Raw genomic sequence first — 21,009 nt, 5'->3', positions numbered from 1 at the left:
CTCGGACGTCAGGTGACCCGGGGGTCCGGGTGCACCCCACACTACGTCGGTTCCGGGGCCGGTGCGGCGGCGGGCCCCGGCGGTCCCGGGGTGCTCCGCCGGTCCGTTCGTGCGCCGTCCCGCCGCGGGGCAGACTGTGGGGGTGCGCATGATGCTGCTGACCTCCGGAACCCGCGGCGACGTGGAGCCCTTCGCGGCCCTGGCCCGGCACGCCGCCGCACAGGGCCACCGGGTCCGGCTGGGGGTGCCGGAGAACTCCGGGGTGGACCTGGCCGGGATCGACACCGTCGGCCTGGACGTGGACTTCCACCGGCTGATGGACGCCCCCGGGGCCTCGCCGCGGGCGGCGGTGCACCACGTCCGCGCGGAGGTCCGCCCCGGGATGCGGCGGATGTTCTCCGCGGCGGTGCGCGAGACCCTGGCGTTCGACCCGGACCTGGTCCTGCACCACCCGCTGATCCTCAGCGCGCCGGCCGTGGCCGACGCCCTCGGCGTCCCCCGCGCGCTCGCCGAGTTCGTGCCCGTGGCGACGCCCACCCGGGAGTTCTCCGCACCGGGCGGGCCCACGGTCTCGAAGGACCTCGGGCGGTTCAACCGGGCGACCTACGCGGTGCCCCGCGGCGGCGCCCGGCTGTTCCGCCGGGACGTCGAGCACGCGTGCCGGCAGCTGCCCGGCGGCCGGGCGCCCCGGCACCCCGCACCCTCCCGCGCCACGCTGATGGGGATCAGCCCGCAGCTGCTGCCCCGGCCCGCCGACTGGCCGGCCCGGGTGCACCTGACCGGTGCCTGGCACCCCGGCGCGGCCGCCCCCGCCCCGGACCCGGCGGTGGCCGAGTTCGTCCGGGGCGGGCCGTGCCTGGTGGCGACCTTCGGGTCCATGGCGGCCGGGGACCCGTCCGCGCGGGGGAGGACGGTCGTGGACAGCGCGCGCGCCCACGGGCTGCGGACCCTCCTGGTCACGGGCTGGGGCGGTCTGTCCCTGCCGCCGGACCGCCGCGGCGAGGACGTGCTGGTGGTGCCGGCCGCCCCGCTGGGCGCCCTGCTCCCGGACGCCGCGGTGGCGGTCCACCACGGCGGAGCCGGGACGGTGCACGCGGTGGCCCGTGCGGGCGTCCCGTCCGTGGTGGTGCCCTTCCTCGTCGACCAGCCCTTCTGGGGCCGGCAGCTGCACCGGCTCGGCATCGCCGCGGCCCCCATCCCGCGCCGGTCGCTGACGGCGGAGGCCCTGGTCCCCGCCGTGGGCGACGCCCTCGCCCGCCGGGAGCGGGCGCAGCGCGTGGGGCGCGCGGTCCGGGCGGAGCAGGGCCTGGACACCGCCCTCGACGTCCTCACCGGCCTCTGAGCGCGGGCCGCCTCCCGGGGCACGTCCCCGGGATCTCGTGACCGGGCTGGCGACCCCGGCAGAAATCATCAGCGGGGCTGACGGATCAGCATGGGAAAACATCGCTGTTCCGCACGGATGACGCCCCCGATACTGGAGGGACCGGGCGACGCCCCGCCCGCCACCACCCTCCCGGAGGACTGCACCATGACCGTCGACCTGCTCCCGCCCCGTTCCCCCCGGACCTCCTCGCGCCCGGACGGCGCCGCCGGCCGCGGACCGGCGGCACCGCTCCTCCGGGGCGGGCGGCACAGCTGGGCCGACGTCGAGCAGAACTGCCCGTACTGCGCGGGCCCCGAGACCGACTGAACGGCGCCCCGCCCAAGGCGTCGTCGGGGCCTCCGACGTAGTGTGGTCGGGAACACCCCGACCGTCAGGAGGTCCGCCGTGGAACGGCGTCTGCCCCAGTGGTCCGAGCTGCGCCCGCTCCTGCAGTTCGAGACCCCCGCCCTCGACCGCCGCGCGGCCCGGCTCGCCCGGGCCGCGGACCTCTGGGACCTGCGCCGGATCGCCCGCCGCCGCACCCCGCGCCCGGCCTTCGACTACGCGGACGGCGCCGCCCAGCGCGAACTGACCCGCCGGCGCTCGCGGGAGGCGTTCGACGCGGTCGAGCTGCTGCCCCGGATCCTGCACGGCATCGCCGCTCCCGACCTGTCCACGCCGATCGCCGGGGCGCGGTCCGCGCTGCCGTTCGGGATCGCCCCGACCGGCTTCACCCGCTTCATGCACGCCGAGGGCGAGATCGGGGGAGTCCGTGCGGCGGAGCAGGCCGGCATCCCCTTCACGCTGTCCACCATGGGCACCCGCTCGCTGGAGGAGGTCGCCGCGGCCGGACCGGACGCCACCCGCTGGTTCCAGCTGTACCTGTGGAAGGACCGGGCCTGGTCCCGGGACCTGCTGGAGCGCGCCGCGGCCCACGGCTACGGCACCCTGCTCGTCACCGTGGACACCCCGGTGGCGGGCCAGCGGCTGCGGGACGTGCGCAACGGCATGGTCATCCCGCCCAGGATCACGCTGCGGACGGTGGCCGACGCCTCCTACCGGCCCGAGTGGTGGTTCAACTTCCTCACCACGGACTCCCTGAAGTTCGCGTCCCTCTCGAGCACGAGCGCCGACCTGCCCACCATCACGAACTCGATGTTCGACCCGACCTTGTCCTACGCGGACCTCGAGTGGATCCGCTCCGTGTGGCCGGGGAAGCTCTTCGTGAAGGGCGTGCTGACCCGGGACGACGCCCGGCAGTCCCTGGCCGCGGGGGCCGACGGGCTGGTGGTCTCCAACCACGGCGGCCGCCAGCTGGACCGCGCCCCCGCCTCGCTGCACGCGCTGCCCGAGGTGCGGGACGAGGTGGGGGAGGGCGTCGAGCTGATCCTCGACTCCGGGGTGATGAGCGGCGCCGACGTGATCACCGCCCTGTGCGCCGGAGCGGACTTCGTCCTCATCGGCCGGGCCTACCTCTACGGGCTGATGGCCGGCGGGCAGCAGGGCGTGGAGCGGGCGATCGAGCTGCTGGCCGAGGAGGTGCGGATCAGCATGCAGCTGATGGGCGCCGAGACGGTCGCCGACCTGGGCCCGCACCTGCTCGGCGCCCGCCACCACCCCGCCGCCTCCCGCCGGGACACCCCGGCCGACCGGCGCTGAACCACCGGCCCCCGCACCGAGGGGTCGCGTTCCGCCTCCGCCGCTGCCGAGGGGTCGCGTTCCGCCTCCGCCGCTGCCGAGGGGTCGCGTTCTGTCGACAAGTGACCGCGATACCAGCCGAACGCGACCCCTCGCGATGGGGGTGCGCCGGACGCGACCCCTCGCGGGCGGCGGCGGGACCGGGGGCCGCTACAGGTCCGCGAGCACCGACACCGGGTTCTCCACCGCGTCGGCCACCATGCGCAGGAAGCCGCCGGCGGCCCCGCCGTCGCACACCCGGTGGTCGAACGCGAGGGAGAGCTGGGTGACCTTGCGGACGGCCAGCTGCCCGTCGACCACCCACGGGCGGTCGATGATCCGGCCGATCCCGAGGATCGCGACCTCCGGGTGGTTGATGATCGCCGCGGCCCCGTCCGTGCCGAACACCCCGTAGTTGTTGAGGGTGAACGTGGAGCCGGACAGCTCGGCGGGCCCGGCCTTCCCGGAGCGGGCGAGCTCGGTGAGCCGCCGGAGCTCGGCGTCGAGCCCGCGGGCGCTCAGGGTGTGCGCGCCGCGGATGTTCGGCACCACGAGCCCGCGGTCGGTCTGCGCCGCGAAGCCGAGGTTCACGCCGTCGAAGCGCACGATCTCCTGGCTGCCGTCCTCGAGGGTCTCGATCCGCGTGGCGAGCTCGGGGTGGCGGGCCAGGCCGGCGAGCACGAACCGCGCGATCAGCGCCATGAGCCCCGGGGCGGTCGCGGGGTCCTGGGCCTTGAGCTCGGCGCGCAGCTCCACGAGCCTCGTGGCGTCCACGTCCACCCAGACGGTGGCCTCGGGGATCTCGGCGCGGGAACGGGTCATGGCCTGGCCGATGGCCTTGCGGATCCCGGAGACCGGGACCCGCTCCGCGACCCCGAGCCCCGTGCGGGCGTCCACGGCGGACGGCGCCGCGGTGGTGGACGGCGCCGGGGCCGACGACGTCGGGGCCGTGCTCTCCCGTGCGGCCGGTGCGGCGGTGGCGGCGGGGGCGGCCGCCGCGGTCACCACGTCCCGGCGCAGGATGAGCCCGCCGGGGCCCGAGCCGCGCACGGTGGAGATGTCGACCCCGCGGTCCTTGGCGAGCTTGCGCACGATCGGCGAGACGACCGTGGGCGCCAGGCGCGGGGCCGAGGCCATCGCGTCGTGGGCGGCACCCGCGGCCTGCGCCGCCCGGGCCGCGGCCTGCTCCGCGGCCCGCGCGCGGGCGGGCTCGGGGACCGGCCGGGCGGCGGAGGCGGCCGGGCCGGTGGCACCGGCCCGCTTCGGCCGGCGCCGGCGTCCGGCCGTGCCGCCGGCGGGCGTGCCGTAGCCGATGAGCACGCTGCCCGACCCGGCGTCGTCGTCGGCGGACGCGGCGACCGCAGAGGCCGCGGCGGCCGCCGCGGGGTCCGCCCCGGCGCGCTCCTCCTCCCGGTAGGACTGCCCGCCCTTCGGGCCGCCGCCCTGCGGGGCGGGCGTCCCGGCCCGGTCCGCGGTGTCGACGGAGATCAGCGGCGCGCCGACGTCGAGGGTCTGCCCCGAGGCGCCGTGCAGCTGGTGCACGGTCCCGGCGAAGGGGCATGGCACCTCCACGGCGGACTTGGCGGTCTCCACCTCGGCGATCGGCTGGTCCACGGCGACGGTGTCGCCCACCTGGACGAGCCAGCTCACGAGCTCGGCCTCGGTCAGTCCCTCGCCGAGATCCGGCAGGGTGAACGTCTTCACGGTCATGGTCAGTCCTCCCACTGCAGGTCGTCCACGGCGTCGAGGATGCGGTCGACGCTCGGCAGGTAGTGCTCCTCGAGCTTGGGCGCCGGGTACGGGATGTCGAACCCGGTCACGCGGCGCACGGGCGCGGCCAGGGAGTGGAAGCAGCGCTCCTGGACGCGGGCCACGATCTCGGCGGCCACGGACGCGAAGCCCGGCGCCTCGGCCACGACCACCACGCGCCCGGTCTTCCGCACCGACGCGGCGACCGTCTCGTCGTCGAACGGGACGATGCTGCGCAGGTCCACGACCTCGAGCGAGCGCCCCTCGGCGGCGGCGGCCGCGGCGGCCGCCACGGCGGTCGGCACGGACGGCCCGTAGGCCAGCAGCGTGGCGTCCTCGCCGGCGCGGGCGACGACGGCGCGGCCCTCCCGGCGCTCGGGCGCCCCGTTCTCGTAGCGGTCCCTCAGTTCGGCCAGGTCCACGGGGGCCTTGGACCAGTAGAGCTTCTTGGGCTCGAAGAACACGACGGGGTCGTCCGAGTCGATCGCCTCGCGCAGCATGAGGTAGGCGTCCTCGACCGTGGCGGGGGTGAACACCTTCAGCCCGGGGGTGTGGGCGTAGTAGGCCTCGGAGGAGTCGCAGTGGTGCTCCACGCCGCCGATGCCGCCGGCGTAGGGGATCCGGATGACGATCGGCAGGCGCACGGCGCCGCGGGTGCGGTTGTGCATCTTCGCGATGTGCGAGGCGACCTGCTCGAAGGCAGGGTAGGCGAAGGCGTCGAACTGCATCTCGATGACGGGGCGCATCCGGTTCATCGCCATGCCCACGGCCATGCCGGCGATCCCGGACTCGGCCAGCGGGGTGTCGAAGCACCGGGTGCGGCCGAAGCGCTTCGTCAGCCCGTCGGTGATGCGGAAGACGCCGCCGAGGGTGCCGACGTCCTCGCCGAAGACGACGACGGCGGGGTCGGCGGCCAGCGCGTCGGCCAGGGCGGTGTTGAGCGCCTGGGCGAAAGTGGCGGGCTTGACCGCCGGGGCCTCGCCGGCCGGGGCGGGGGCATGCAGGGTGCTCACTGTCCGGTCTCCTCTCGGGCGAGCTCGGCGGTCAGGAACTGCTCCTGCTCGGCGAGCTGCGGGGTCTGCTCGGTGTAGACGTGGCGGAACAGCTCGAGCGGGTCGATCTCCACGTCGGCGTTCATGCCGTCGCGCAGGGCCGTGGCGACGTCCTCGGCGGCGGCGGCGATGCGCTGCTCCGCCGCGTCGTCGAGCACGCCCTCGGCGCCGAGGTAGGCGCGCATCCGGGTCACCGGGTCCTTGGCGATCCACTCCTGCACCTCGGCGTCGTCCCGGTAGCGGGTGGCGTCGTCGGCGTTGGTGTGCGCCTGCATGCGGTAGGTGTGCGCCTCCACGAGGAGGGGCTCGGACTCGGAGCGGGCCAGGTCCACGGCGCGCCGCAGGGTGGCGAGCAGCGCCACGAGGTCGTTGCCGTCCACGCGCTCGCCGGCCATGCCGTAGCCGACCGCCTTGTGGGCGAGGCTCGGGGCCGCGGACTGCTGGGACAGGGGCACGGAGATCGCGTAGCCGTTGTTCTGCACGAAGAACACGACCGGCAGCTTGAACACGGCCGCGAAGTTCAGGGCCTCGTGGAAGTCGCCCTCGCTGGTGGCGCCGTCCCCGCACATCGCCAGGACCACGGTGTCCTCGCCGCGCAGCTTGGCGGCGTGGGCCACGCCCACCGCGTGCAGCAGCTGGGTGGTGAGCGGGGTCGACTGGATGCCCACGTGGTGCTCGTGCGGGTCGTAGCCGCTGTGCCACTCGCCGCGGAAGATCGCCATGACCTGCATCGGGTCCACGCCCTTGGTCATGACCGCCACGGTGTCCCGGTAGGTGGGGAACAGCCAGTCGCCCTCCTCGAGGCACAGGGCGGCCGCCACCTGGCAGGCCTCCTGGCCGTGGCTGGACGGGTAGACGGCCATCCGGCCCTGGCGGACCAGCGCGGAGTTCTGGTCGTTGACCCGCCGCCCGACCACCAGCTTCTCGTAGGCGCCCAGCAGGACGTCCGGGGCCGGCAGCGGGTACTCGTGGCCGGGGCCGGTGCCCTGCTCCTCGGGGGCGAGCAGCCGCCCGCTCGGGTCGACCATGCGGATCTCGCCGCGGGCCGGGAGCATGTACTGCTCCGGTGTGATGCCGAAGCTCTGGGAGGCCCGGAGGATCGGGTCCTCGGGGGTCTCGACGGTCTGGCTCATGGTGTCCCCTCGGTCGGTCCCCGGTGCGGCCGCGGTCCGGGGAGGGCAGGAAGGTGGTGCGGCTCTGTCTCCCCAGTATGGGAACCGGGCATGGTTCGTATCCACAGAGCGGGGAAAATGCAGAAGTCTGAGACGGACAGTGCACCGCGCGTGGACGAAATGTTCTAGTGTGGCGTGGAGCACACGCATTCGTCCGACACGTTCCGGGCCCCGCGCCCGACCCGCCCCGAAGGAGCCCGCCGTGCCCTCGACCCCCGTGCCGCTGGACGAGACCGACCGGAAGATCCTCGCGGAGCTGTCCCGGGACGCGAGGCAGTCCGTGACGGCGATCGCCGCGGCCGTGCACGTCTCCCGCGCCCACGCCTACGCCCGGATCAACCGGCTCCGGGACGAGGGGGTGATCCTGCGCTTCAGCACCGTGATCGACCCGGTCCGGGCGGGCCTGCAGGCCTCCGCGTACGTGACGCTCAAGCTCCAGCAGAACACCTGGCGGGAGCTGTGCGCCCAGCTCCAGGCGATCCCCGCCGTGCACCACATCGCCCTGGTGGGCGGGAACTTCGACGTCATGCTCCTCGTGCGGGCCGTGGACACCGTGCACCTGCGGCAGGTGATCTTCGAGCACGTCCAGCAGCTGCCCGGCGTGGTGGACACCCAGACGTTCCTGATCTTCGAGGACATCGACACCCGGGCCTGACGCGCCGGCCCCGCGCCGGGCCCGGCGCGCACGGCCGGCGTCACGAACCGTCACGGTCGTCATCTTCCGACGCGGAGGGACACCCACTACCTCTGCGCATAGTGTTGTTCCAGCTTCACGAGACGTGACCGCCAAGCTCCGACTTGGTCACGCACCAACCCCATGCTCATTGGGTGGTTCGGATGAGGAAGCGGCCTGCATCTTCCGCGGCGTGCCCACCGGGCCCGCGCGGATGACCGGTGCGGGTAAGAGCAAGGCACAGGAGCAGCGCCATGTCCATCCCCGTGACCGACCACGACCTCGCGACCCGGCAGATCCACGCCGGCACCCACGACCAGGTCGTCCAGCGCACCCTGACGGTGCCGATCTACCAGACCGCGGCCTTCGAGTTCCCGGACTACGAGGCGGCCCGGCAGATGTTCGCCCAGACCCGGGCAGGCTTCACCTACACGCGCACCGGCAACCCCACGGTGGCCGTGCTCGAGCAGCGGATCAGCGACCTCGAGGGCGGCGCGGGCGCCGTGGCGACCGGCTCGGGCCAGTCCGCCGTGGCCGTGGCGCTGCTGGCCCTGCTCGGCCAGGGCGCCGGGAAGCACCTCGTGGCCTCCGAGAAGCTCTACGGGGGCACGGTGGACCTGCTCACCGACTCCTTCGCGGACTACGGCATCGAGGTCTCCTTCGTGGACCCCACCGCCCCGGGGGCGTGGGCCGCGGCCGTGCGCCCCGACACCCGCGCGTTCCTGCTCGAGTCCATCGGCAACCCGCTGGCCACCCTCCCGGACCTGCCCGGGATCGCCGACGTCGCCCGGACCGCCGGGGTGCCTGTCGTCGTCGACAACACCCTCGCGTCCCCGGCCCTGTACCGGCCGCTGGAGAAGGGCGCGGACATCGTGGTGCACTCGGCCACCAAGTTCCTGGGCGGGCACGGCAACGCGCTCGCCGGGGCGGTCGTGGACGGCGGGACCTTCGACTGGTCCGCCCGGCCGGACAAGTGGCCGCAGTTCACCCAGGCCCGCGCCCGCTGGGGCGGACTCAGCCTCGTCGACAAGTGCGCCGCCGCCAGCCCCTACCTGCACCTGGTCCGGGCGAAGTACGTGCACGACCTCGGCACCACGCTCTCCCCGTTCAACGCCAGCCAGATCCTGCAGGGCACCGAGACCCTCGACCTGCGCGTGGCCCGCCACACGGCCTCGGCGCTGGCGGTGGCCGAGTTCCTGGCCGGGCACCCCGCCGTCGCCCGCGTCCACCACCCCGGCGTGCCCGGGGACCCCGGCGCCGGGATCGCGGCCCGGGACTTCCCGCGCGGGACCGGCTCCGTGTTCTCCTTCGACCTCGCCGCCCCGGACGGCGCCGTGGGCCCGTTCATCGACGCGCTCCGGCTGTTCAAGCTGGTCGCCAACATCGGGGACACCCGCAGCCTCGTGGCCCACCCGGCGGCCATGACGCACTGCCGCCTGACCCCCGAGCAGCGCCGGGCCGGCGGGATCGCCGAGACCACGATCCGGCTCTCGATCGGCCTCGAGTCCCCCCAGGACCTCGTGGCCGACCTCGGCCAGGCCCTCGACACCGTCGTCACCGCCGTCCAGACCACCCGGAAGTGAGCCCCGCCATGACGTCCCCCACCGAGACCCGCACCCGCCACCGGGGCTTCACGACCACCGCCGTCCACGCCGGCCAGGAGCCCGACCCGCTGACCGGGGCGGTCATCCCGCCGATCTACCAGACCTCCACGTTCGCCCAGGACGGGATCAACGTGCTGCGCGCCGGGCACGAGTACAGCCGCGGCTCCAACCCCACCCGCAGCGGCTTCGAAAAGCAGCTCGCGGCCCTGGAGCGCGGCGAGCGGGGGTTCGCGTTCGCCTCGGGGATCGCGGCAGAGGACGCCCTGCTGCGCGCCGTGCTGCGCCCGGGCGACCACATCGTGCTCGGCGCCGACGGCTACGGCGGCACCAACCGGCTGATCACCCGGGGCCTCGCCCCGTGGGACATCGGGCACACGCCCGTGGAGATCACGGACCTCGACGCCGTCCGGGCGGCCGTGCGCCCCGGCGCCACGAAGGTGCTGTGGCTCGAGACGCCGTCCAACCCGCTGCTCGGCATCGCCGACGTCGCGGCGTGGGCGCAGCTGGCCCGGGACGCCGGGGCGCTGCTCGTCGTCGACAACACCTTCGCGTCCCCGTACCTGCAGACCCCCCTCGAGCTCGGCGCGCACGCCGTGGTGCACTCCACCACGAAGTACATCGGGGGGCACTCGGACGTGCTCGGCGGCGCCGTGGTCGTGGGCGCGGCCCAGTGGCGCGGGGCCCCGCTCGCCGAGGCGGTCGGCTTCCAGCAGTTCGCCGCCGGCGCCGTGGCGGGCCCCCAGGACAGCTACCTGGCCGCCCGCGGGCTCAAGACCCTGAGCCTGCGGATGGAGCGCCACCAGGACAACGCGCAGCGGATCGCCGAGTGGCTCCTGGAGCGCCCCGAGGTCGCGCAGGTGCTCTACCCCGGGCTGCCCGGGCACCCCGGCCACGCGCTCGCCGCCGCGCAGATGCGCGGGTTCGGCGGCATGGTCTCCTTCCGGCTGACCGGCGGGGAGGCCGCGGCCCGGGCGGTGGCGGAGGGCACCCGGCTGTACTCGCTGTCGGTGAGCCTGGGCGGGGTGGAGTCCCTGATCTGCTACCCCTCGGAGATGACGCACGCCTCCGTGAAGGGCACCGCGCTGGCCGTGCCCGTGGACCTGGTGCGGCTCTCGGTGGGCATCGAGGACGTCGAGGACCAGCTGGAGGACCTCGAGCGCGCGCTCGCCGCCTGACCGGTCCTTTCCGCCCGGTCGGCTGCGCCGTCGGCGCCGCCGGCGCCGCCGGCGGCGCCGGTTCCGCCGGGTCAGCGGGCCGCGCCCGGTCCGCCCCCTGGGTCCGGCCTGACGGATGCGTCCGGCTCCGGCCAGGCCGGAGCCGGATCCTCCCGGCCGAGGAGCAGCCGGCGGACCAGGTGCACGAGCATGGCAGTGAACACCATCGCCCAGGCGCTCAGGGCCACCCACAGCCAGACGGCCCCGACCAGACCCACGATCGGCAGGTCGTCCGCGCGACCCAGATAGATGCTGGCCACGGCGTACATCCCCAGCGGGAAGACCACACTCCACAGCGAGGACTCGTAGCGCAGCGGCACCCGGTGCACGCGGTGGCGCCACCACCCGGCCGCCACCAGGGCCGGGATCAACCAGGTGGCGAACGCCCAGAAGACCAGGCCCAGACCCGCCACGAGCCCGCGGACCACGGCGACCATCGGGGTGTCGGACATCTCCACGATCCGGGATGCCGCCAGCACGGTGATGGCGCACGCGCCCATCGCCACCCAGTACGGCGGGGTCAGGTCGACCGGCCGCAGCGGATAGAGCATCATGCGCAGCGTCACGAGCACGCCCGCCGCGGCGTAGAGGAACAGCCCCACGGACCAGCCGGCGACCGCGACGACGGAGAGCACGTGCCGCCAGGCGTCGCTGCCCACCACCGGGTCCAGGGCCGCGGCGGCCACGGCCACGGACTGGCTGGCCACCACCCAGATGAACCAGGTCCCGTTGGCGGTGCTGACCACGGGGCGGGTGCGCCGGGAGAGCACCGCGCTCCACGGGACCACGTAGCCGAGGCCCAGCCACACCGCCCCGGCGAGTCCTAGGAGCGCGGCCGTGGCCCCGTGCCAGCCCGTCGTCGCGAGCCGGGACGCCAGCACGTTCGTGCCGGCCACGAAGGTGAAGAAGCCGAACGCGCGGCGAGGGTCGAGGAACTCCACGACGAACTCTCGCCGGAAGACGGCGAACCGCCAGACGGTGAGCAGGCACAGCGCCGCCCAGCTGCCCGCGCACACCGCGAGCAGGGCCGTGGACAGCGCGGCGAAGCCCTGCATCTGCAGGCCCACCGAGAGGATGCCGCTGGCCATGACGAGGGCGAAGTAACCGGGCGCCAGGCCGCGGACGCCGCCGAGGACACGTTGTCGGAGCGATTCGGCCACCTGCCCAGGCTACCGGGGCCCCGCCCGCGGCCCCGCCCCGTGCGGCTGCCGGGACGGTACTGCCCCGGCGGAACTAGCCTTGGACGCATGAGCACCGGCACCCGGAACGACGACATCAGCGCATCGCTCGAGCTCCCCGGGCCCGTGGTGAGCACCCACTGGCTGGCCGAGCACCTCCAGGACCCCCGGCTGGTGCTCGTGGACGCGAGCTCCACGCTCAACCGGACCGACGAGGCCCTCCCCGGGGCGGTGCTCCTGGACCTGGACGGGGCCTTCTCGGACCCGTCCTCGGACCTGCCGCACACGGCGCCCCCGGCGGAGCAGCTGAGCGCGGCGGCCCGGGCGCTCGGCATCTCGCACTCGAGCACGGTGTTGGCCTACGACGCCAAGGGCGTCTTCGCGTCCGCCCGCGTCTGGTGGCTGCTCCGGACCGCGGGCTTCGACCGGGTCGCCGTCCTCGACGGCGGCCTCCCGGCGTGGGCCGCGGAGGGCCGGCCCACGGGGGCGCACGCCGCGCCGCCGGCCGAGCCCGGCGACGTGGAGCTCGTGCCCCGTCAGGGCGGCTTCGTCGGGGCGGAGGACGTCGCCCGCGCCCTGGCCGACCCGGACGCCACCGTCCTGGACGCCCGCTCCGCCGGCCGGTTCGCGGGCACCGAGCCCGAGCCGCGGCCGGGCCTGCGCCCGGGGCACATGCCGGGGGCGGTCAGCCTGCCCTACACCGACCTGCAGGACGGGCAGGGGCGGCTGCTGCCGCTGCCGCAGCTGCGGGAGCGGATCGCGGCGGCCGCGCCCGAGGGGCGGCGGATCGTCACCAGCTGCGGCTCGGGCCTCACGGCGTGCGTCCTGGCGCTCGGCGCCCACCTCGCCGGCCGCGAGGACGTGACGGTCTACGACGGCTCCTGGAGCGAGTGGGGCCGCCCCGGTCCCCGGCCCGTGGCGGGCCCCGAGGGGCTCAGCCGCGGGCCGGGGTCTCCCCGGCAGGACTGATCCGCGCCGCGGCCTCGTCGGCCTGGTCTGCCTGGTCCGACTGTCCCGGGGCGCCGGGGGCTGGGTCGTCCAGCGCGGCGGCGGTGGCGAGGATGTTGCGGGCCATGGACGGGAAGATGAAGCCGTGGAAGGGCCACACGCCCCACCAGTAGAGCCGGCCCGGCAGGCCCCGGGGGAAGAAGATGGCCCGCTGCGTGTACCGGCTGCCCTCGCCCTCGGGCCCCACGGACAGCTCGAGCCACGCCCGGCCGGGGGCGCGCATCTCGGCGTGCAGGAGCAGCTTGTGCCCCTCCTCCATGGCCTCGACGCGCCACCAGTCCACGTACTCGCCCACCTGCAGGTCCGTGGCGTCGCGGCGGCCGCGGTTCAGGCCGGCCCCGCCCACGAGCTTGTCCATGACGCCGCGGACCTGCCACGCCAGGGGCAGCGAGTACCAGCCGTTGCGCCCGCCGATGGACTCGACGACCCGCCACACCTGCTCGGGCCGCGCCGGGCCCGTGCGGCTGCGCTCGTCCACGAACACGGTGCGCCCTGCCCAGTCCGGGTCCGAGGGCAGCGGGTCCGCGGCCGCCTCGGAGGAGCTGTAGTGGACGTCCCACGTGGTCTCCACGGAGTTGTCCTCGATCTTCTTCAGCGCGAGCGCCACGGCGCGGCGGTAGCCGGCCAGCCCCTCGGGGGGCGGCGGGATGTGGTCGTCGATGTCGTGCTCGCCCGACACGGCGTCGTGCTGCAGCGACTGCACGAGCGGCACGGCCAGGCCCAGGGGGATCGGCGTGACCATGCCCACCCAGAACCCGGACAGCCGGGGCGCGGGGAGGGGGAAGTGGAAGACCACCCGCCGGCGCAGCCCGGCCACCCGGGCGTAGCGGCGCATGGCGTCCGCGTAGGTCATGACGTCGCGGGAGCCGATGTCGAAGGTGCGGTTGAGGCCCTCCGACAGGTCCATGGCGTGGATCAGGTAGTACAGCACGTCACGGACGGCGATGGGCTCGATGCTGTTGGTCACCCAGGACGGCGCCGGCATGATCGGGAGGGTGTCGCCGAGGTGGCGGATCATCTCGAAGGACGCCGAGCCGGAGCCGATGACCACGCCGGCCTGGAAGACCACCGCCGGGACCGAGCTCGCGAGCAGGATCTCGCCCACCCGGACCCGGGAGCGCATGTGCTGGGACAGCTCCACGCCCTGGGGGTGCAGCCCCGAGAGGTAGACGATGCGCCGCACCCCGGCCCGCTCCGCGGCCCGGGCCACGGTCCGGGCCATCTCGGCCTCCTCCTCCTCGAACTCCCGGGAACCGCCCATGGAGTGCACCAGGTAGTAGAGGGTGTGCACGTCCTGGCACGCGGCGGTCATCCCGTCGAGGTCGTTGAGGTCCGTCTCGGCGACCTCCACCCGGTCCCGCCACGGCACGGCGCGCAGCTTGCCGGGGGACCGGACGGCGACGCGCACGGTGTGCCCGGCCTCCAGCATCCTGGGCGCCAGGCGCCCTCCGATGTAACCGGTGGCACCGGTGATGAGGACGCGCTGGGGAGAGCTCATGGCCTGCCTTTCGTGCGGGTCCCGCGAGCCTACCAACGCCGCCCGACAGGAGCCCGGCCCGGTCCCGGCACGCGGAACGGCCGCGTGCCGGAGCATCGCGGCCGTTCGGCCCGTCGTCGTGCGGGGACGGATCAGGGCAGGGCCAGGCGGAACACCTTCGCCCACGCGGAGGCGACCTGCTTCGGCAGGGGCCCGGTGGTGTAGGGCAGCTCGTAGCGCTCGCAGATCTCGCGCACCTTGACGGCGACCTCGGCGTAGCGGTTCGAGGGCAGGTCCGGGAACAGGTGGTGCTCGATCTGGAAGGACAGGTTGCCGGTCATGAGGTGCATCAGCCTCGACCCGGAGATGTTGGCCGAGCCGATCATCTGCCGCACGTACCAGTCGCCGCGGGTCTCGCCCTCGATCTGCTCCTCGGTGAACGTGTCCGCCCCGGCGGGGAAGTGGCCGCAGAAGATCACGGCGTGCGCCCAGACGTTGCGGACGGCGTTGGCGGTCAGGGTCGCGGTCAGGGCCTGCTTCCCGGAGCCGGCCAGGGCCGCGGCGGCGGGGGTGGCCACGTAGTCCTTCGCGGCCTGCTTCAGGAACTTCGCCCCGAGGGCCTTCAGGCTGCGCCGGAGCTCCGACTTCGGCTTGCGGCCCTCGCGGTACTCGTCGAGCTCGAGGTCGTAGATCGCGATCCCCCACTCGAAGACCGGGGCGAGCAGCGCGTTGTACACCGGGTTGCCGAGGTTCCAGGGCTTCCACTCCTGGTCCTCGTCCATGCGCAGGATGGTGTACCCGACGTCCCGGTCCTTGCCGACCACGTTGGTCCAGGTGTGGTGCAGGTCGTTGTGGGTGTGCTGCCACGCCCGGGACGGGGTCACGAAGTCCCACTCCCAGGTGGTGGAGTGGATGTCGGGATCGCGCATCCAGTCCCACTGCCCGTGCAGCACGTTGTGCCCGATCTCCATGTTCTCCAGGATCTTGGCGACGGTCAGCATGCCGGTGCCGGCGAACCAGGCGGGCTTGTGCTTGGCGAACAGCAGCGTGGCGCGCCCGGCCAGCTCGAGGGAGCGCTGCGTGGCGATGACGCGGCGGATGTAGGCCGCGTCCTTCGCCCCGCGGGTGGCGATCACGGACTCCCGGAGGGCGTCGAGCTCGCGGCCCAGCTCCTCGACCTGCTCGTCGGAGAGGTGCGCGGCGGCGGAGGGCTTGGCCGACTCGGTGGGGCGGCCCGAGTCGAGCAGGAAGGGGGTGACGATCGTCATGGTGTCGGTCCTTTCGGAACGGGGTCGGGGAACGAGTGCTGGAAGCTTCGGGGTCAGGCGTCGAGGCTGACGGGACCGGCGGCCGTGGACACGCAGGTCTGGACGAGGTGGCCGGGCTCGCCGTGGACCTCGCCGGTGCGGGTGTCACGGACCTGCCCGGAGAGCAGCGGGGTCACGCACGCGTGGCAGATGCCCATGCGGCAGCCGCTGCGCATCATCAGACCGGCGTCCTCGCCGGCGGCCAGGAGGGTCGTGGCGCTGTCGGCCTCGACCTCCTTGTCGGACTTCTCGAAGGTCACGCGCCCGCCCTCCCCGCCGGAGCCGGGGGCGACCACGGCGGCGAAGCGCTCGACCCGCAGCTCGCCCTCCTCCCGCTGCCAGAGCGCCTCGGCGGCGTCGAGGAAGTCGGCGGGGCCGCACGCGTAGGCGGCGCGGTCGCGCCAGTCGGGGCACGCGGCGTCGAGGTCGGCGGTGGCCGCGAGGTCGAGGCGGCGGCCGCGCTCGCCGGTGAACCACTGGACCAGGCGGAAGCCGGGGAACTGGTCGGTGAGCTCCAGCAGCTCCTCGCGGAACAGGGACTCCTCCGGGGAGCGCGAGGAGTGCACGAGCACCAGGTCGGCGTCCGGGCGGCGGGGCACGAGGGTGCGGATCATGGACATGACCGGCGTCAGGCCGCTGCCGGCGGTGAGCATCAGCAGCGGGCGCGGGCTCTCGGGGAGGACGAAGTCGCCCTCGGGCGGGGCGAGGAACAGCACGTCACCGGGTCGGGTCCCCCGGACGAGGGCGGTGGAGACCTTGCCCATCGCCGTCACCGTGATCGCCGGGTCCTGGCCGGCGCCCGTGCTGAGGGAGTAGGAGCGCCAGTGCCGCACGCCGTCGATCTCCACGCCGATGCGGGCCCACTGACCGGCCTCGTGCGCGTTCCAGCCGCGGCCGGGGCGGAAGCGGATCGTCACCGAGTCCGCGGTCTCGGGCACCACGGCGGTCACCAGGCCGCGCAGCTGGCGGGCGCTGGCCAGGGGGTCGATGAGCCGCAGGAAGTCCTCGGGGGAGCGGGGCGTGGTGAAGGCCGAGGCCAGGCGGGTGAACAGTCGCAGTTGGGGCACGTAATAACTGTGCCCCAAATCCGACGGCAGTTCTCGTCCCGTCGCGTACTCTTTCAGCAGAGAAATTGTGGTGTCGGAATGAAAGCGGGGGATCGTGGAGCGGGTGGACCACACGACGGAGCACGCGCAGCCGGGGCGGCGGGCGGACCGGGAGCTGCCGTGGACCTCCCTGCCGCCGGCGCTGACCCCCCTCCTGGTCCCGCACCTGCCCGCGGTGACGGAGGAGCTGCTGGACGCCGTGCGGCTCGACGTCCCGGTCTACGCCCGGCCGCTGGAGGGCCTGTTCGGCGACAGCATCCGGCGCGGGGTCGAGGTGGCCCTGACCCGGTTCCTGCAGCTGCCCGGCACCCAGCAGCCGGCGCTGATGGGGGACGACCGGCGGGTCTACGAGGGGCTCGGCCGCGGCGAGGTGCGCGAGGGCCGGCCGATGGACGCCCTCTTCGCGGCCTACCGCTCCGGGGCGCGCACCACGCTGCGCTCGCTCTCCCGCGTGGCCATGGACGCGGGGTTCGAGGCGTCCGTGCTGATCGGCCTCGCGGAGTCCGTGTTCGCCTACATCGAGGAGCTCTCCGCGGCCAGCGCCGAGGGCTATGCCATGGAGCAGTCCGAGCGTGCCGGGGAGCGGGACCGTCTGCTGGACGCGCTCGCGGACATGCTCGTCCGCGGCCACGTGGTGGAGGACGCGGTGCGCACGGCCGCCGCCGCCGCGGGGTGGCCGGTGCCCGACCGGGTGGTCGTGGTGACGCTGGCCGCCGACCGGCGGGTGGGGCTGCGCTCGCGCCTCGGGGAGCGGGCGCTGCTCACGTCCCGCCCCGGCGACGTGGTGGCGGTGGTCCCCGAGCCCTCCTCGCCGACCGGCCGCCGGGAGCTGGAGCGCGCGCTCACCGGGCGGGGCGCGGTGATCGGCCCGGGCCGGCCCTGGTACGCGGCCCCCGAGTCCCTGCGCCTGGCCGTGCTGACCCGGGACCTGCTGCAGCGGGAGGAGCCGGCCGACGCCGGGCCGCTGTGGGTCTCGGAGCACCTCATGGAGCTCGTCCTGCACAGCGAGCGCAGCGTGGTCGCGGACCTCGCCGCGCAGTGCCTGGCCCCGCTGGACGAGCTCAAGGCCGGGCAGCGGGAGCGGCTGGTCGCGACCCTGCTGTGCTGGCTCGAGCACCACGGGCAGCGCGCGGCGATGGCCGCCGAGCTGAACATCCACGAGCAGACGGTGGGCTACCGGGTGAACCAGCTCCGGGAGGTCTTCGGGGACCGCCTCAACGACCCCAGGAGCCGGTTCCAGCTCGAGCTGGTGCTGCGCGCCGGCTTCCGCTGAGACGGTGCCCCGGCCGGGCTCAGCCGGTGCGCTTGTAGGCCTCCCGCTCCCGGGCGTCGGCGTCGATCTGCTCCTGGACCGTGATCGCGCTCCCACCCCGGTGCGCCGGCATCCACCACGCACCCGGCTCCGGGGTCACGGGGTAGCTGTCGATGCACCGGTCGATCCCCTCCTGCAGCACCGCGCGCAGCCGGGCGCTCGCGGCGCGGACGTCCTCGTCGGGGTCCACCCGCAGCACCGGGCCGACGTGCACGCGCACCGGTGTGCGCCACACGTCGCGCAGCCGGATCCGGCCGCGCCCGCGGGTGAGCATCCGGTGGCCGCCCCACACGGACACCGGGATGACGGGGGCGCCGGTCTCGGCGGCCATGCGCACGGCGCCGGTGCGCAGCGGGCGCACGGTCCAGCTGCGGCTGACCCCGCCCTCCGGGAACACCGCGAGGAACTCGCCGCGCGCCAGCTTGGCCACGGCCTCGGCGTAGGCCGGGGCGCCGTCGGCGCGGTCGACCACCACGTGGTCGCACAGCCGGCACACCGCCGTGACGAAGGCGCTGCCGGTGTGCTTGCGGGTGATGAGGAAGCGGGAGTGGGCCCGCAGCCGGCGCCAGACCACCAGCTGCGCGAAGACGAAGTCGAGGTAGCCGAAGTGGGTCACCGCGACGACGGCGCCCCGGCCCGGGCGGACCTCCCGGTGCAGGCCGCGCACCACCTGGTCGGTGGGCAGGTGCTCCTCGCCCGAGGCCAGCAGGGGCACGCGGAAGAGCTTCACCGCGGCGAGGCCGGCGAGCACGATGGCCCGGTAGGCGTACTTGTTGGGGCGCAGCTGCGGAGCCACGGGCCTCCCTCGGGAAGAGACCCGCGGGGGCGGGCCGGGAACGGTCTGCCGAGAATCGTAGACCAGCGCGCGGCGCGGCGCCGTCGTCGGTGCCGTGCGTGACGGCGGGGATCCGCCGCCGTCGAGTGCGGTCTTCCCCCATACCGGGCGCGGGCCCCGCCCCGATACGCTGGCTGCACCGCGCCGGTCCGGCGTCCGCTGCACCCGGTGCCGCGACCGGTTCCGCCACTGCCCACCAGGAGAACCCCATGTCCTACCTTCCACCGTCAGCACCCCGTCCGCAGTACCGGGCGCAGGGGGACGACCGCACCATCGCGGTCCTCACCCACCTGTCCGGACTGATCGGCGCGCTGGTCTCCGTCGGGTGGCTCGGATTCGTGGGTCCCCTCGTCGTCTGGCTCGTCCACCGGGACAAGAACGCGTTCCTGCGCGCCACCTCCGCCGGGTCGTTCAACTTCAACCTGTCCATGTGGCTGCTCAACGTGGTGGCGTGGGTGTGCCTGTTCACCGTGATCCTGATCCCCGTGGCGATCGTGCTGTGGATCCTCGCCGCGGTCCTGCTCGTGGTGTGCCACGTCCTGGCCGTGCTCAAGGCCAACAAGGGCGAGGTGTACCGCTACCCGCTCCAGCTGCCGGTGCTGCAGTGACGTCCTTCCGGACCGGCCGGCGGCATCCTCCGGACGGTCCGGAACCATTCCTTCGGCCGATGGCCGAGGCTTCCCGGCTCTCGTAGATTCTGAGCCATCACCCGGGGAACCCGCCGGATGATGCACCCCCCACAGAAACCTCGGGAACACAGGAGCTCTTCATGACCACCCCCCGCACCCCCTCCGTCCGCACGGTCCTGCCCGTCTCGGCCGCCGCCTCCGTCGCCGTCCTCGGCCTCGTCCTCGGCGGTGTCGGCATCGCCTGGGTCGCCGGCTCCCTCGGCATCTCCGCCGCGTCCGCGAGCCAGATCGTGGCCGCGGTCGAGGCAGGCGGCTGGGCGCTGACCCTCGTGGCCGCGATGTTCGGCTTCGGCATCGGCGGCGCGGTCGTCGGCACCATCCGCTGGTACCTGTCCAAGAAGGCCCGCAACCTGGCCATCGCCTGAGCCGCCGCCCGCTCCGCTGACCCTGCCGGGACCCCAGCCATGAAGACCGTGCCCACGGACCTCCGCACTGCCCCCCGCGACGCCCGGGCCGCGCGCCGCACCCTCGGGTGGGCGGCGGCGGCCGCCACGGCGCTCTTCGTGGCGGGGTTCCTGGTGGGCTACGAGAGCATCTCCCGCGTCCCCGCGACCCTGCAGGACACGGCCGGCGCCGGTCAGGACCACGACGGGTCCTTCGGCGCCATCGTGGTCCGCAACCTCGGCGCCGCCGCCCTGCTCTACAGCGGCGTACTCACCGGCGGCCTGCTGACCGGCACGTCCCTGGCGCTGCTGTCGGTCTACGTGGGGGCCACGGCGAAGATCGGCGTGCTCAACGTCGGCGCCGCCGCGCTCGTCGGTGCGGCCGGGTGGTACGCGGGGCTCGAGTTCCTCGGCTGCCTCGTGGCCGCGGCCGCGGGCCTGCTCCCCCTCACCGCCGCCCTCACCGCCCGCCGGCACGGCCTGGTGCGCAGCTACCTCACGGCGCTGCCGGCCTCCCTCGGCGTCCTCGCCCTCGCCGTCGCCCTCCTGCTCGCCGCCGCGGGCATCGAGGCGGCGCTCATCGCCCGGCGGTGAGCGCCGCCGTTCCCCCGCTATCGGAAGGCCCCCGATGTCCAGCCTCCACGTCTCCGCCCACCCCGGCGCCGGGACCCCTGCCACCCGTCCGCTGCCGGCGACCACCCGGCCCGTCCGGACCGTCCTCTGGGCGGTGGGGCTCGGGCTGCTGCTGCTGCGGCTGCCGGCGACCACCGACCAGATGCAGGACCAGGCCGCGGCGGCCGTGACCGGCGAGCTGGAGGGGGTCGACCCGTCCCTGATCGGGCTCTCGGTCAACGTCGCCGTGCTCGTCGGCGTCCTGGTCTTCGCCGTGGTCCTCGCCCTGTACCTCTGGTTCGCCGGGCTCCTCGAGAGCAGACTCCTCCCGCAGGGCCTGCCGCTCGGCGGCGGGCAGCGGATCGGGCTCTACACGCTGGTGGTCGGCGGCCTCACGGTGCTGTCCCAGGGCTTGGCCCTGGCCACCGGGCGGATGGCGGAGGGACCCGTGGAGGCCGCCGCGGTGCTGGCCCTCGCCCTCGCCGCGGCGCTGCTCTACCGCGGCCGGTGGAGGTCCTGCGGCGCCGGCCGCCAGGTGCTCGTGGTCGTCGTCGCCGTCGCGACCGCCGCGCTCGTCGCCATGGTGTGACCCGGCCAC

20 protein-coding genes and 1 riboswitch are annotated in these 21,009 nt (G+C 74.7%); of the genes, 12 read left to right on the top strand and 8 right to left on the bottom strand.

What is annotated here, in order from left to right; genetic code table 11:
* The first annotated feature begins 148 nt into the window (after window positions 1–148).
* From ACP7CD_RS14035 to ACP7CD_RS14025, 3 genes are all read left to right on the top strand, one after another.
* Window positions 149–1,342 carry a glycosyltransferase gene (locus ACP7CD_RS14035; RefSeq protein WP_017834835.1) on the top strand — a complete coding sequence of 398 codons (1,194 nt, stop codon included), beginning with the start codon at window positions 149–151 and terminating at the stop codon, window positions 1,340–1,342.
* 186 nt (window positions 1,343–1,528) lie between these two features.
* Complete coding sequence (locus ACP7CD_RS14030; protein ID WP_426120455.1) at window positions 1,529–1,690, top strand: hypothetical protein; 162 nt, start codon at window positions 1,529–1,531, stop codon at window positions 1,688–1,690.
* Between the two features lie 78 nt (window positions 1,691–1,768).
* Window positions 1,769–3,022, top strand: coding sequence for an alpha-hydroxy acid oxidase (locus ACP7CD_RS14025; protein ID WP_426120454.1), 1,254 nt, complete (start codon window positions 1,769–1,771; stop codon window positions 3,020–3,022).
* Window positions 3,023–3,211: 189 nt separating this feature from the next.
* Here the strand turns inward: ACP7CD_RS14025 and ACP7CD_RS14020 are convergent, their stop codons facing one another.
* From ACP7CD_RS14020 to ACP7CD_RS14010, 3 genes are read right to left on the bottom strand one after another with little or no spacing between them, the layout of a single operon-like run.
* Window positions 3,212–4,750, bottom strand: coding sequence for a dihydrolipoamide acetyltransferase family protein (locus ACP7CD_RS14020; protein ID WP_426120453.1), 1,539 nt, complete (start codon window positions 4,748–4,750; stop codon window positions 3,212–3,214).
* 2 nt (window positions 4,751–4,752) lie between these two features.
* Window positions 4,753–5,802 carry an alpha-ketoacid dehydrogenase subunit beta gene (locus ACP7CD_RS14015; RefSeq protein WP_017834839.1) on the bottom strand — a complete coding sequence of 350 codons (1,050 nt, stop codon included), beginning with the start codon at window positions 5,800–5,802 and terminating at the stop codon, window positions 4,753–4,755.
* A complete protein-coding gene (locus ACP7CD_RS14010; RefSeq protein WP_336650429.1) occupies window positions 5,799–6,974 on the bottom strand; it encodes a thiamine pyrophosphate-dependent enzyme in 1,176 nt (391 codons plus the stop codon). The genes ACP7CD_RS14015 and ACP7CD_RS14010 overlap by 4 nt, the downstream gene beginning before the upstream one ends.
* 241 nt (window positions 6,975–7,215) lie before the next feature.
* Here ACP7CD_RS14010 and ACP7CD_RS14005 point away from each other — a divergent pair, with 241 nt between their 5' ends.
* The 3 genes from ACP7CD_RS14005 (at window position 7,216) to ACP7CD_RS13995 (ending at window position 10,465) form a co-directional block, all read left to right on the top strand.
* On the top strand, window positions 7,216–7,668 hold the full coding sequence (locus tag ACP7CD_RS14005; RefSeq protein WP_017834841.1) for an Lrp/AsnC family transcriptional regulator: 453 nt from the start codon (window positions 7,216–7,218) through the stop codon (window positions 7,666–7,668).
* A gap of 113 nt (window positions 7,669–7,781) precedes the next feature.
* Window positions 7,782–7,903: riboswitch (SAM riboswitch) on the top strand.
* A gap of 37 nt (window positions 7,904–7,940) precedes the next feature.
* Complete coding sequence (locus ACP7CD_RS14000) at window positions 7,941–9,269, top strand: O-acetylhomoserine aminocarboxypropyltransferase/cysteine synthase family protein (RefSeq protein ID WP_109221296.1); 1,329 nt, start codon at window positions 7,941–7,943, stop codon at window positions 9,267–9,269.
* Between the two features lie 8 nt (window positions 9,270–9,277).
* Window positions 9,278–10,465: a cystathionine gamma-synthase gene (locus tag ACP7CD_RS13995; protein ID WP_426120452.1), complete on the top strand. Its 1,188-nt coding sequence runs from the start codon at window positions 9,278–9,280 to the stop codon at window positions 10,463–10,465.
* A gap of 71 nt (window positions 10,466–10,536) precedes the next feature.
* Here ACP7CD_RS13995 and ACP7CD_RS13990 read toward each other — a convergent pair whose 3' ends face one another.
* Window positions 10,537–11,664, bottom strand: coding sequence for a tellurite resistance/C4-dicarboxylate transporter family protein (locus tag ACP7CD_RS13990; protein WP_232035199.1), 1,128 nt, complete (start codon window positions 11,662–11,664; stop codon window positions 10,537–10,539).
* 87 nt (window positions 11,665–11,751) lie between these two features.
* Between ACP7CD_RS13990 and ACP7CD_RS13985 the strand changes: the two genes are divergently transcribed.
* Window positions 11,752–12,651, top strand: coding sequence for a sulfurtransferase (locus ACP7CD_RS13985; protein ID WP_426120451.1), 900 nt, complete (start codon window positions 11,752–11,754; stop codon window positions 12,649–12,651).
* Here the strand turns inward: ACP7CD_RS13985 and ACP7CD_RS13980 are convergent.
* The 3 genes from ACP7CD_RS13980 to ACP7CD_RS13970 form a co-directional block, all read right to left on the bottom strand.
* On the bottom strand, window positions 12,617–14,188 hold the full coding sequence (locus ACP7CD_RS13980) for an SDR family oxidoreductase (RefSeq protein ID WP_426120450.1): 1,572 nt from the start codon (window positions 14,186–14,188) through the stop codon (window positions 12,617–12,619). The two genes, ACP7CD_RS13985 and ACP7CD_RS13980, sit on opposite strands and share 35 nt — an antisense overlap.
* Before the next feature lie 131 nt (window positions 14,189–14,319).
* Window positions 14,320–15,435 carry a fatty acid desaturase family protein gene (locus ACP7CD_RS13975; protein WP_017834847.1) on the bottom strand — a complete coding sequence of 372 codons (1,116 nt, stop codon included), beginning with the start codon at window positions 15,433–15,435 and terminating at the stop codon, window positions 14,320–14,322.
* Window positions 15,436–15,488: 53 nt separating this feature from the next.
* Window positions 15,489–16,541 carry a ferredoxin reductase gene (locus tag ACP7CD_RS13970; protein WP_035923198.1) on the bottom strand — a complete coding sequence of 351 codons (1,053 nt, stop codon included), beginning with the start codon at window positions 16,539–16,541 and terminating at the stop codon, window positions 15,489–15,491.
* 103 nt (window positions 16,542–16,644) lie between these two features.
* Between ACP7CD_RS13970 and ACP7CD_RS13965 the strand changes: the two genes are divergently transcribed.
* On the top strand, window positions 16,645–17,853 hold the full coding sequence (locus tag ACP7CD_RS13965) for a PucR family transcriptional regulator (RefSeq protein ID WP_229588109.1): 1,209 nt from the start codon (window positions 16,645–16,647) through the stop codon (window positions 17,851–17,853).
* Between the two features lie 19 nt (window positions 17,854–17,872).
* Here ACP7CD_RS13965 and ACP7CD_RS13960 read toward each other — a convergent pair whose 3' ends face one another.
* A complete protein-coding gene (locus ACP7CD_RS13960; protein ID WP_035923195.1) occupies window positions 17,873–18,688 on the bottom strand; it encodes a lysophospholipid acyltransferase family protein in 816 nt (271 codons plus the stop codon).
* A gap of 248 nt (window positions 18,689–18,936) precedes the next feature.
* Between ACP7CD_RS13960 and ACP7CD_RS13955 the strand changes: the two genes are divergently transcribed.
* The 4 genes from ACP7CD_RS13955 (at window position 18,937) to ACP7CD_RS13940 (ending at window position 21,000) form a co-directional block, all read left to right on the top strand.
* Window positions 18,937–19,335 (top strand): DUF4870 domain-containing protein, encoded by a 399-nt coding sequence (locus tag ACP7CD_RS13955; protein ID WP_017834851.1) that lies wholly within the window; start codon window positions 18,937–18,939, stop codon window positions 19,333–19,335.
* Window positions 19,336–19,496: 161 nt separating this feature from the next.
* Window positions 19,497–19,781, top strand: a complete 285-nt coding sequence (locus ACP7CD_RS13950; RefSeq protein WP_017834852.1) for a hypothetical protein — start codon at window positions 19,497–19,499, stop codon at window positions 19,779–19,781.
* Between the two features lie 39 nt (window positions 19,782–19,820).
* On the top strand, window positions 19,821–20,393 hold the full coding sequence (locus ACP7CD_RS13945) for a hypothetical protein (protein WP_426120449.1): 573 nt from the start codon (window positions 19,821–19,823) through the stop codon (window positions 20,391–20,393).
* Window positions 20,394–20,427: 34 nt separating this feature from the next.
* The gene (locus ACP7CD_RS13940; RefSeq protein WP_426120448.1) at window positions 20,428–21,000 is read left to right on the top strand and encodes a hypothetical protein; all 573 of its coding nucleotides are present in this window, start codon (window positions 20,428–20,430) and stop codon (window positions 20,998–21,000) included.
* The last annotated feature ends 9 nt before the right edge of the window (window positions 21,001–21,009 follow it).

The sequence above is a fragment of the Kocuria sp. LHG3120 genome (genome assembly GCF_049897445.1).
GTDB classification, from domain to species: domain Bacteria; phylum Actinomycetota; class Actinomycetes; order Actinomycetales; family Micrococcaceae; genus Kocuria; species Kocuria rosea.
Note: the sequence above shows the minus strand (reverse complement) of the source record. Positions and strands in the feature narration are given on the sequence as shown.

Bases quoted from the DNA above. Each gene is read 5' to 3' on its own strand.
- ACP7CD_RS13955 (WP_017834851.1), top strand. From the start codon at position 18,937: ATGTCCTACCTTCCACCGTCAGCACCCCGTCCGCAGTACCGGGCGCAG.
- ACP7CD_RS13975 (WP_017834847.1), bottom strand. From the start codon at position 15,435: ATGACGATCGTCACCCCCTTCCTGCTCGACTCGGGCCGCCCCACCGAG.
- ACP7CD_RS14010 (WP_336650429.1), bottom strand. From the start codon at position 6,974: ATGAGCCAGACCGTCGAGACCCCCGAGGACCCGATCCTCCGGGCCTCC.
- ACP7CD_RS13980 (WP_426120450.1), bottom strand. From the start codon at position 14,188: ATGAGCTCTCCCCAGCGCGTCCTCATCACCGGTGCCACCGGTTACATC.
- ACP7CD_RS14000 (WP_109221296.1), top strand. From the start codon at position 7,941: ATGTCCATCCCCGTGACCGACCACGACCTCGCGACCCGGCAGATCCAC.
- ACP7CD_RS13950 (WP_017834852.1), top strand. From the start codon at position 19,497: ATGACCACCCCCCGCACCCCCTCCGTCCGCACGGTCCTGCCCGTCTCG.
- ACP7CD_RS13985 (WP_426120451.1), top strand. From the start codon at position 11,752: ATGAGCACCGGCACCCGGAACGACGACATCAGCGCATCGCTCGAGCTC.
- ACP7CD_RS14035 (WP_017834835.1), top strand. From the start codon at position 149: ATGATGCTGCTGACCTCCGGAACCCGCGGCGACGTGGAGCCCTTCGCG.
- ACP7CD_RS13945 (WP_426120449.1), top strand. From the start codon at position 19,821: ATGAAGACCGTGCCCACGGACCTCCGCACTGCCCCCCGCGACGCCCGG.
- ACP7CD_RS13995 (WP_426120452.1), top strand. From the start codon at position 9,278: ATGACGTCCCCCACCGAGACCCGCACCCGCCACCGGGGCTTCACGACC.
- ACP7CD_RS14030 (WP_426120455.1), top strand. From the start codon at position 1,529: ATGACCGTCGACCTGCTCCCGCCCCGTTCCCCCCGGACCTCCTCGCGC.
- ACP7CD_RS13940 (WP_426120448.1), top strand. From the start codon at position 20,428: ATGTCCAGCCTCCACGTCTCCGCCCACCCCGGCGCCGGGACCCCTGCC.
- ACP7CD_RS14020 (WP_426120453.1), bottom strand. From the start codon at position 4,750: ATGACCGTGAAGACGTTCACCCTGCCGGATCTCGGCGAGGGACTGACC.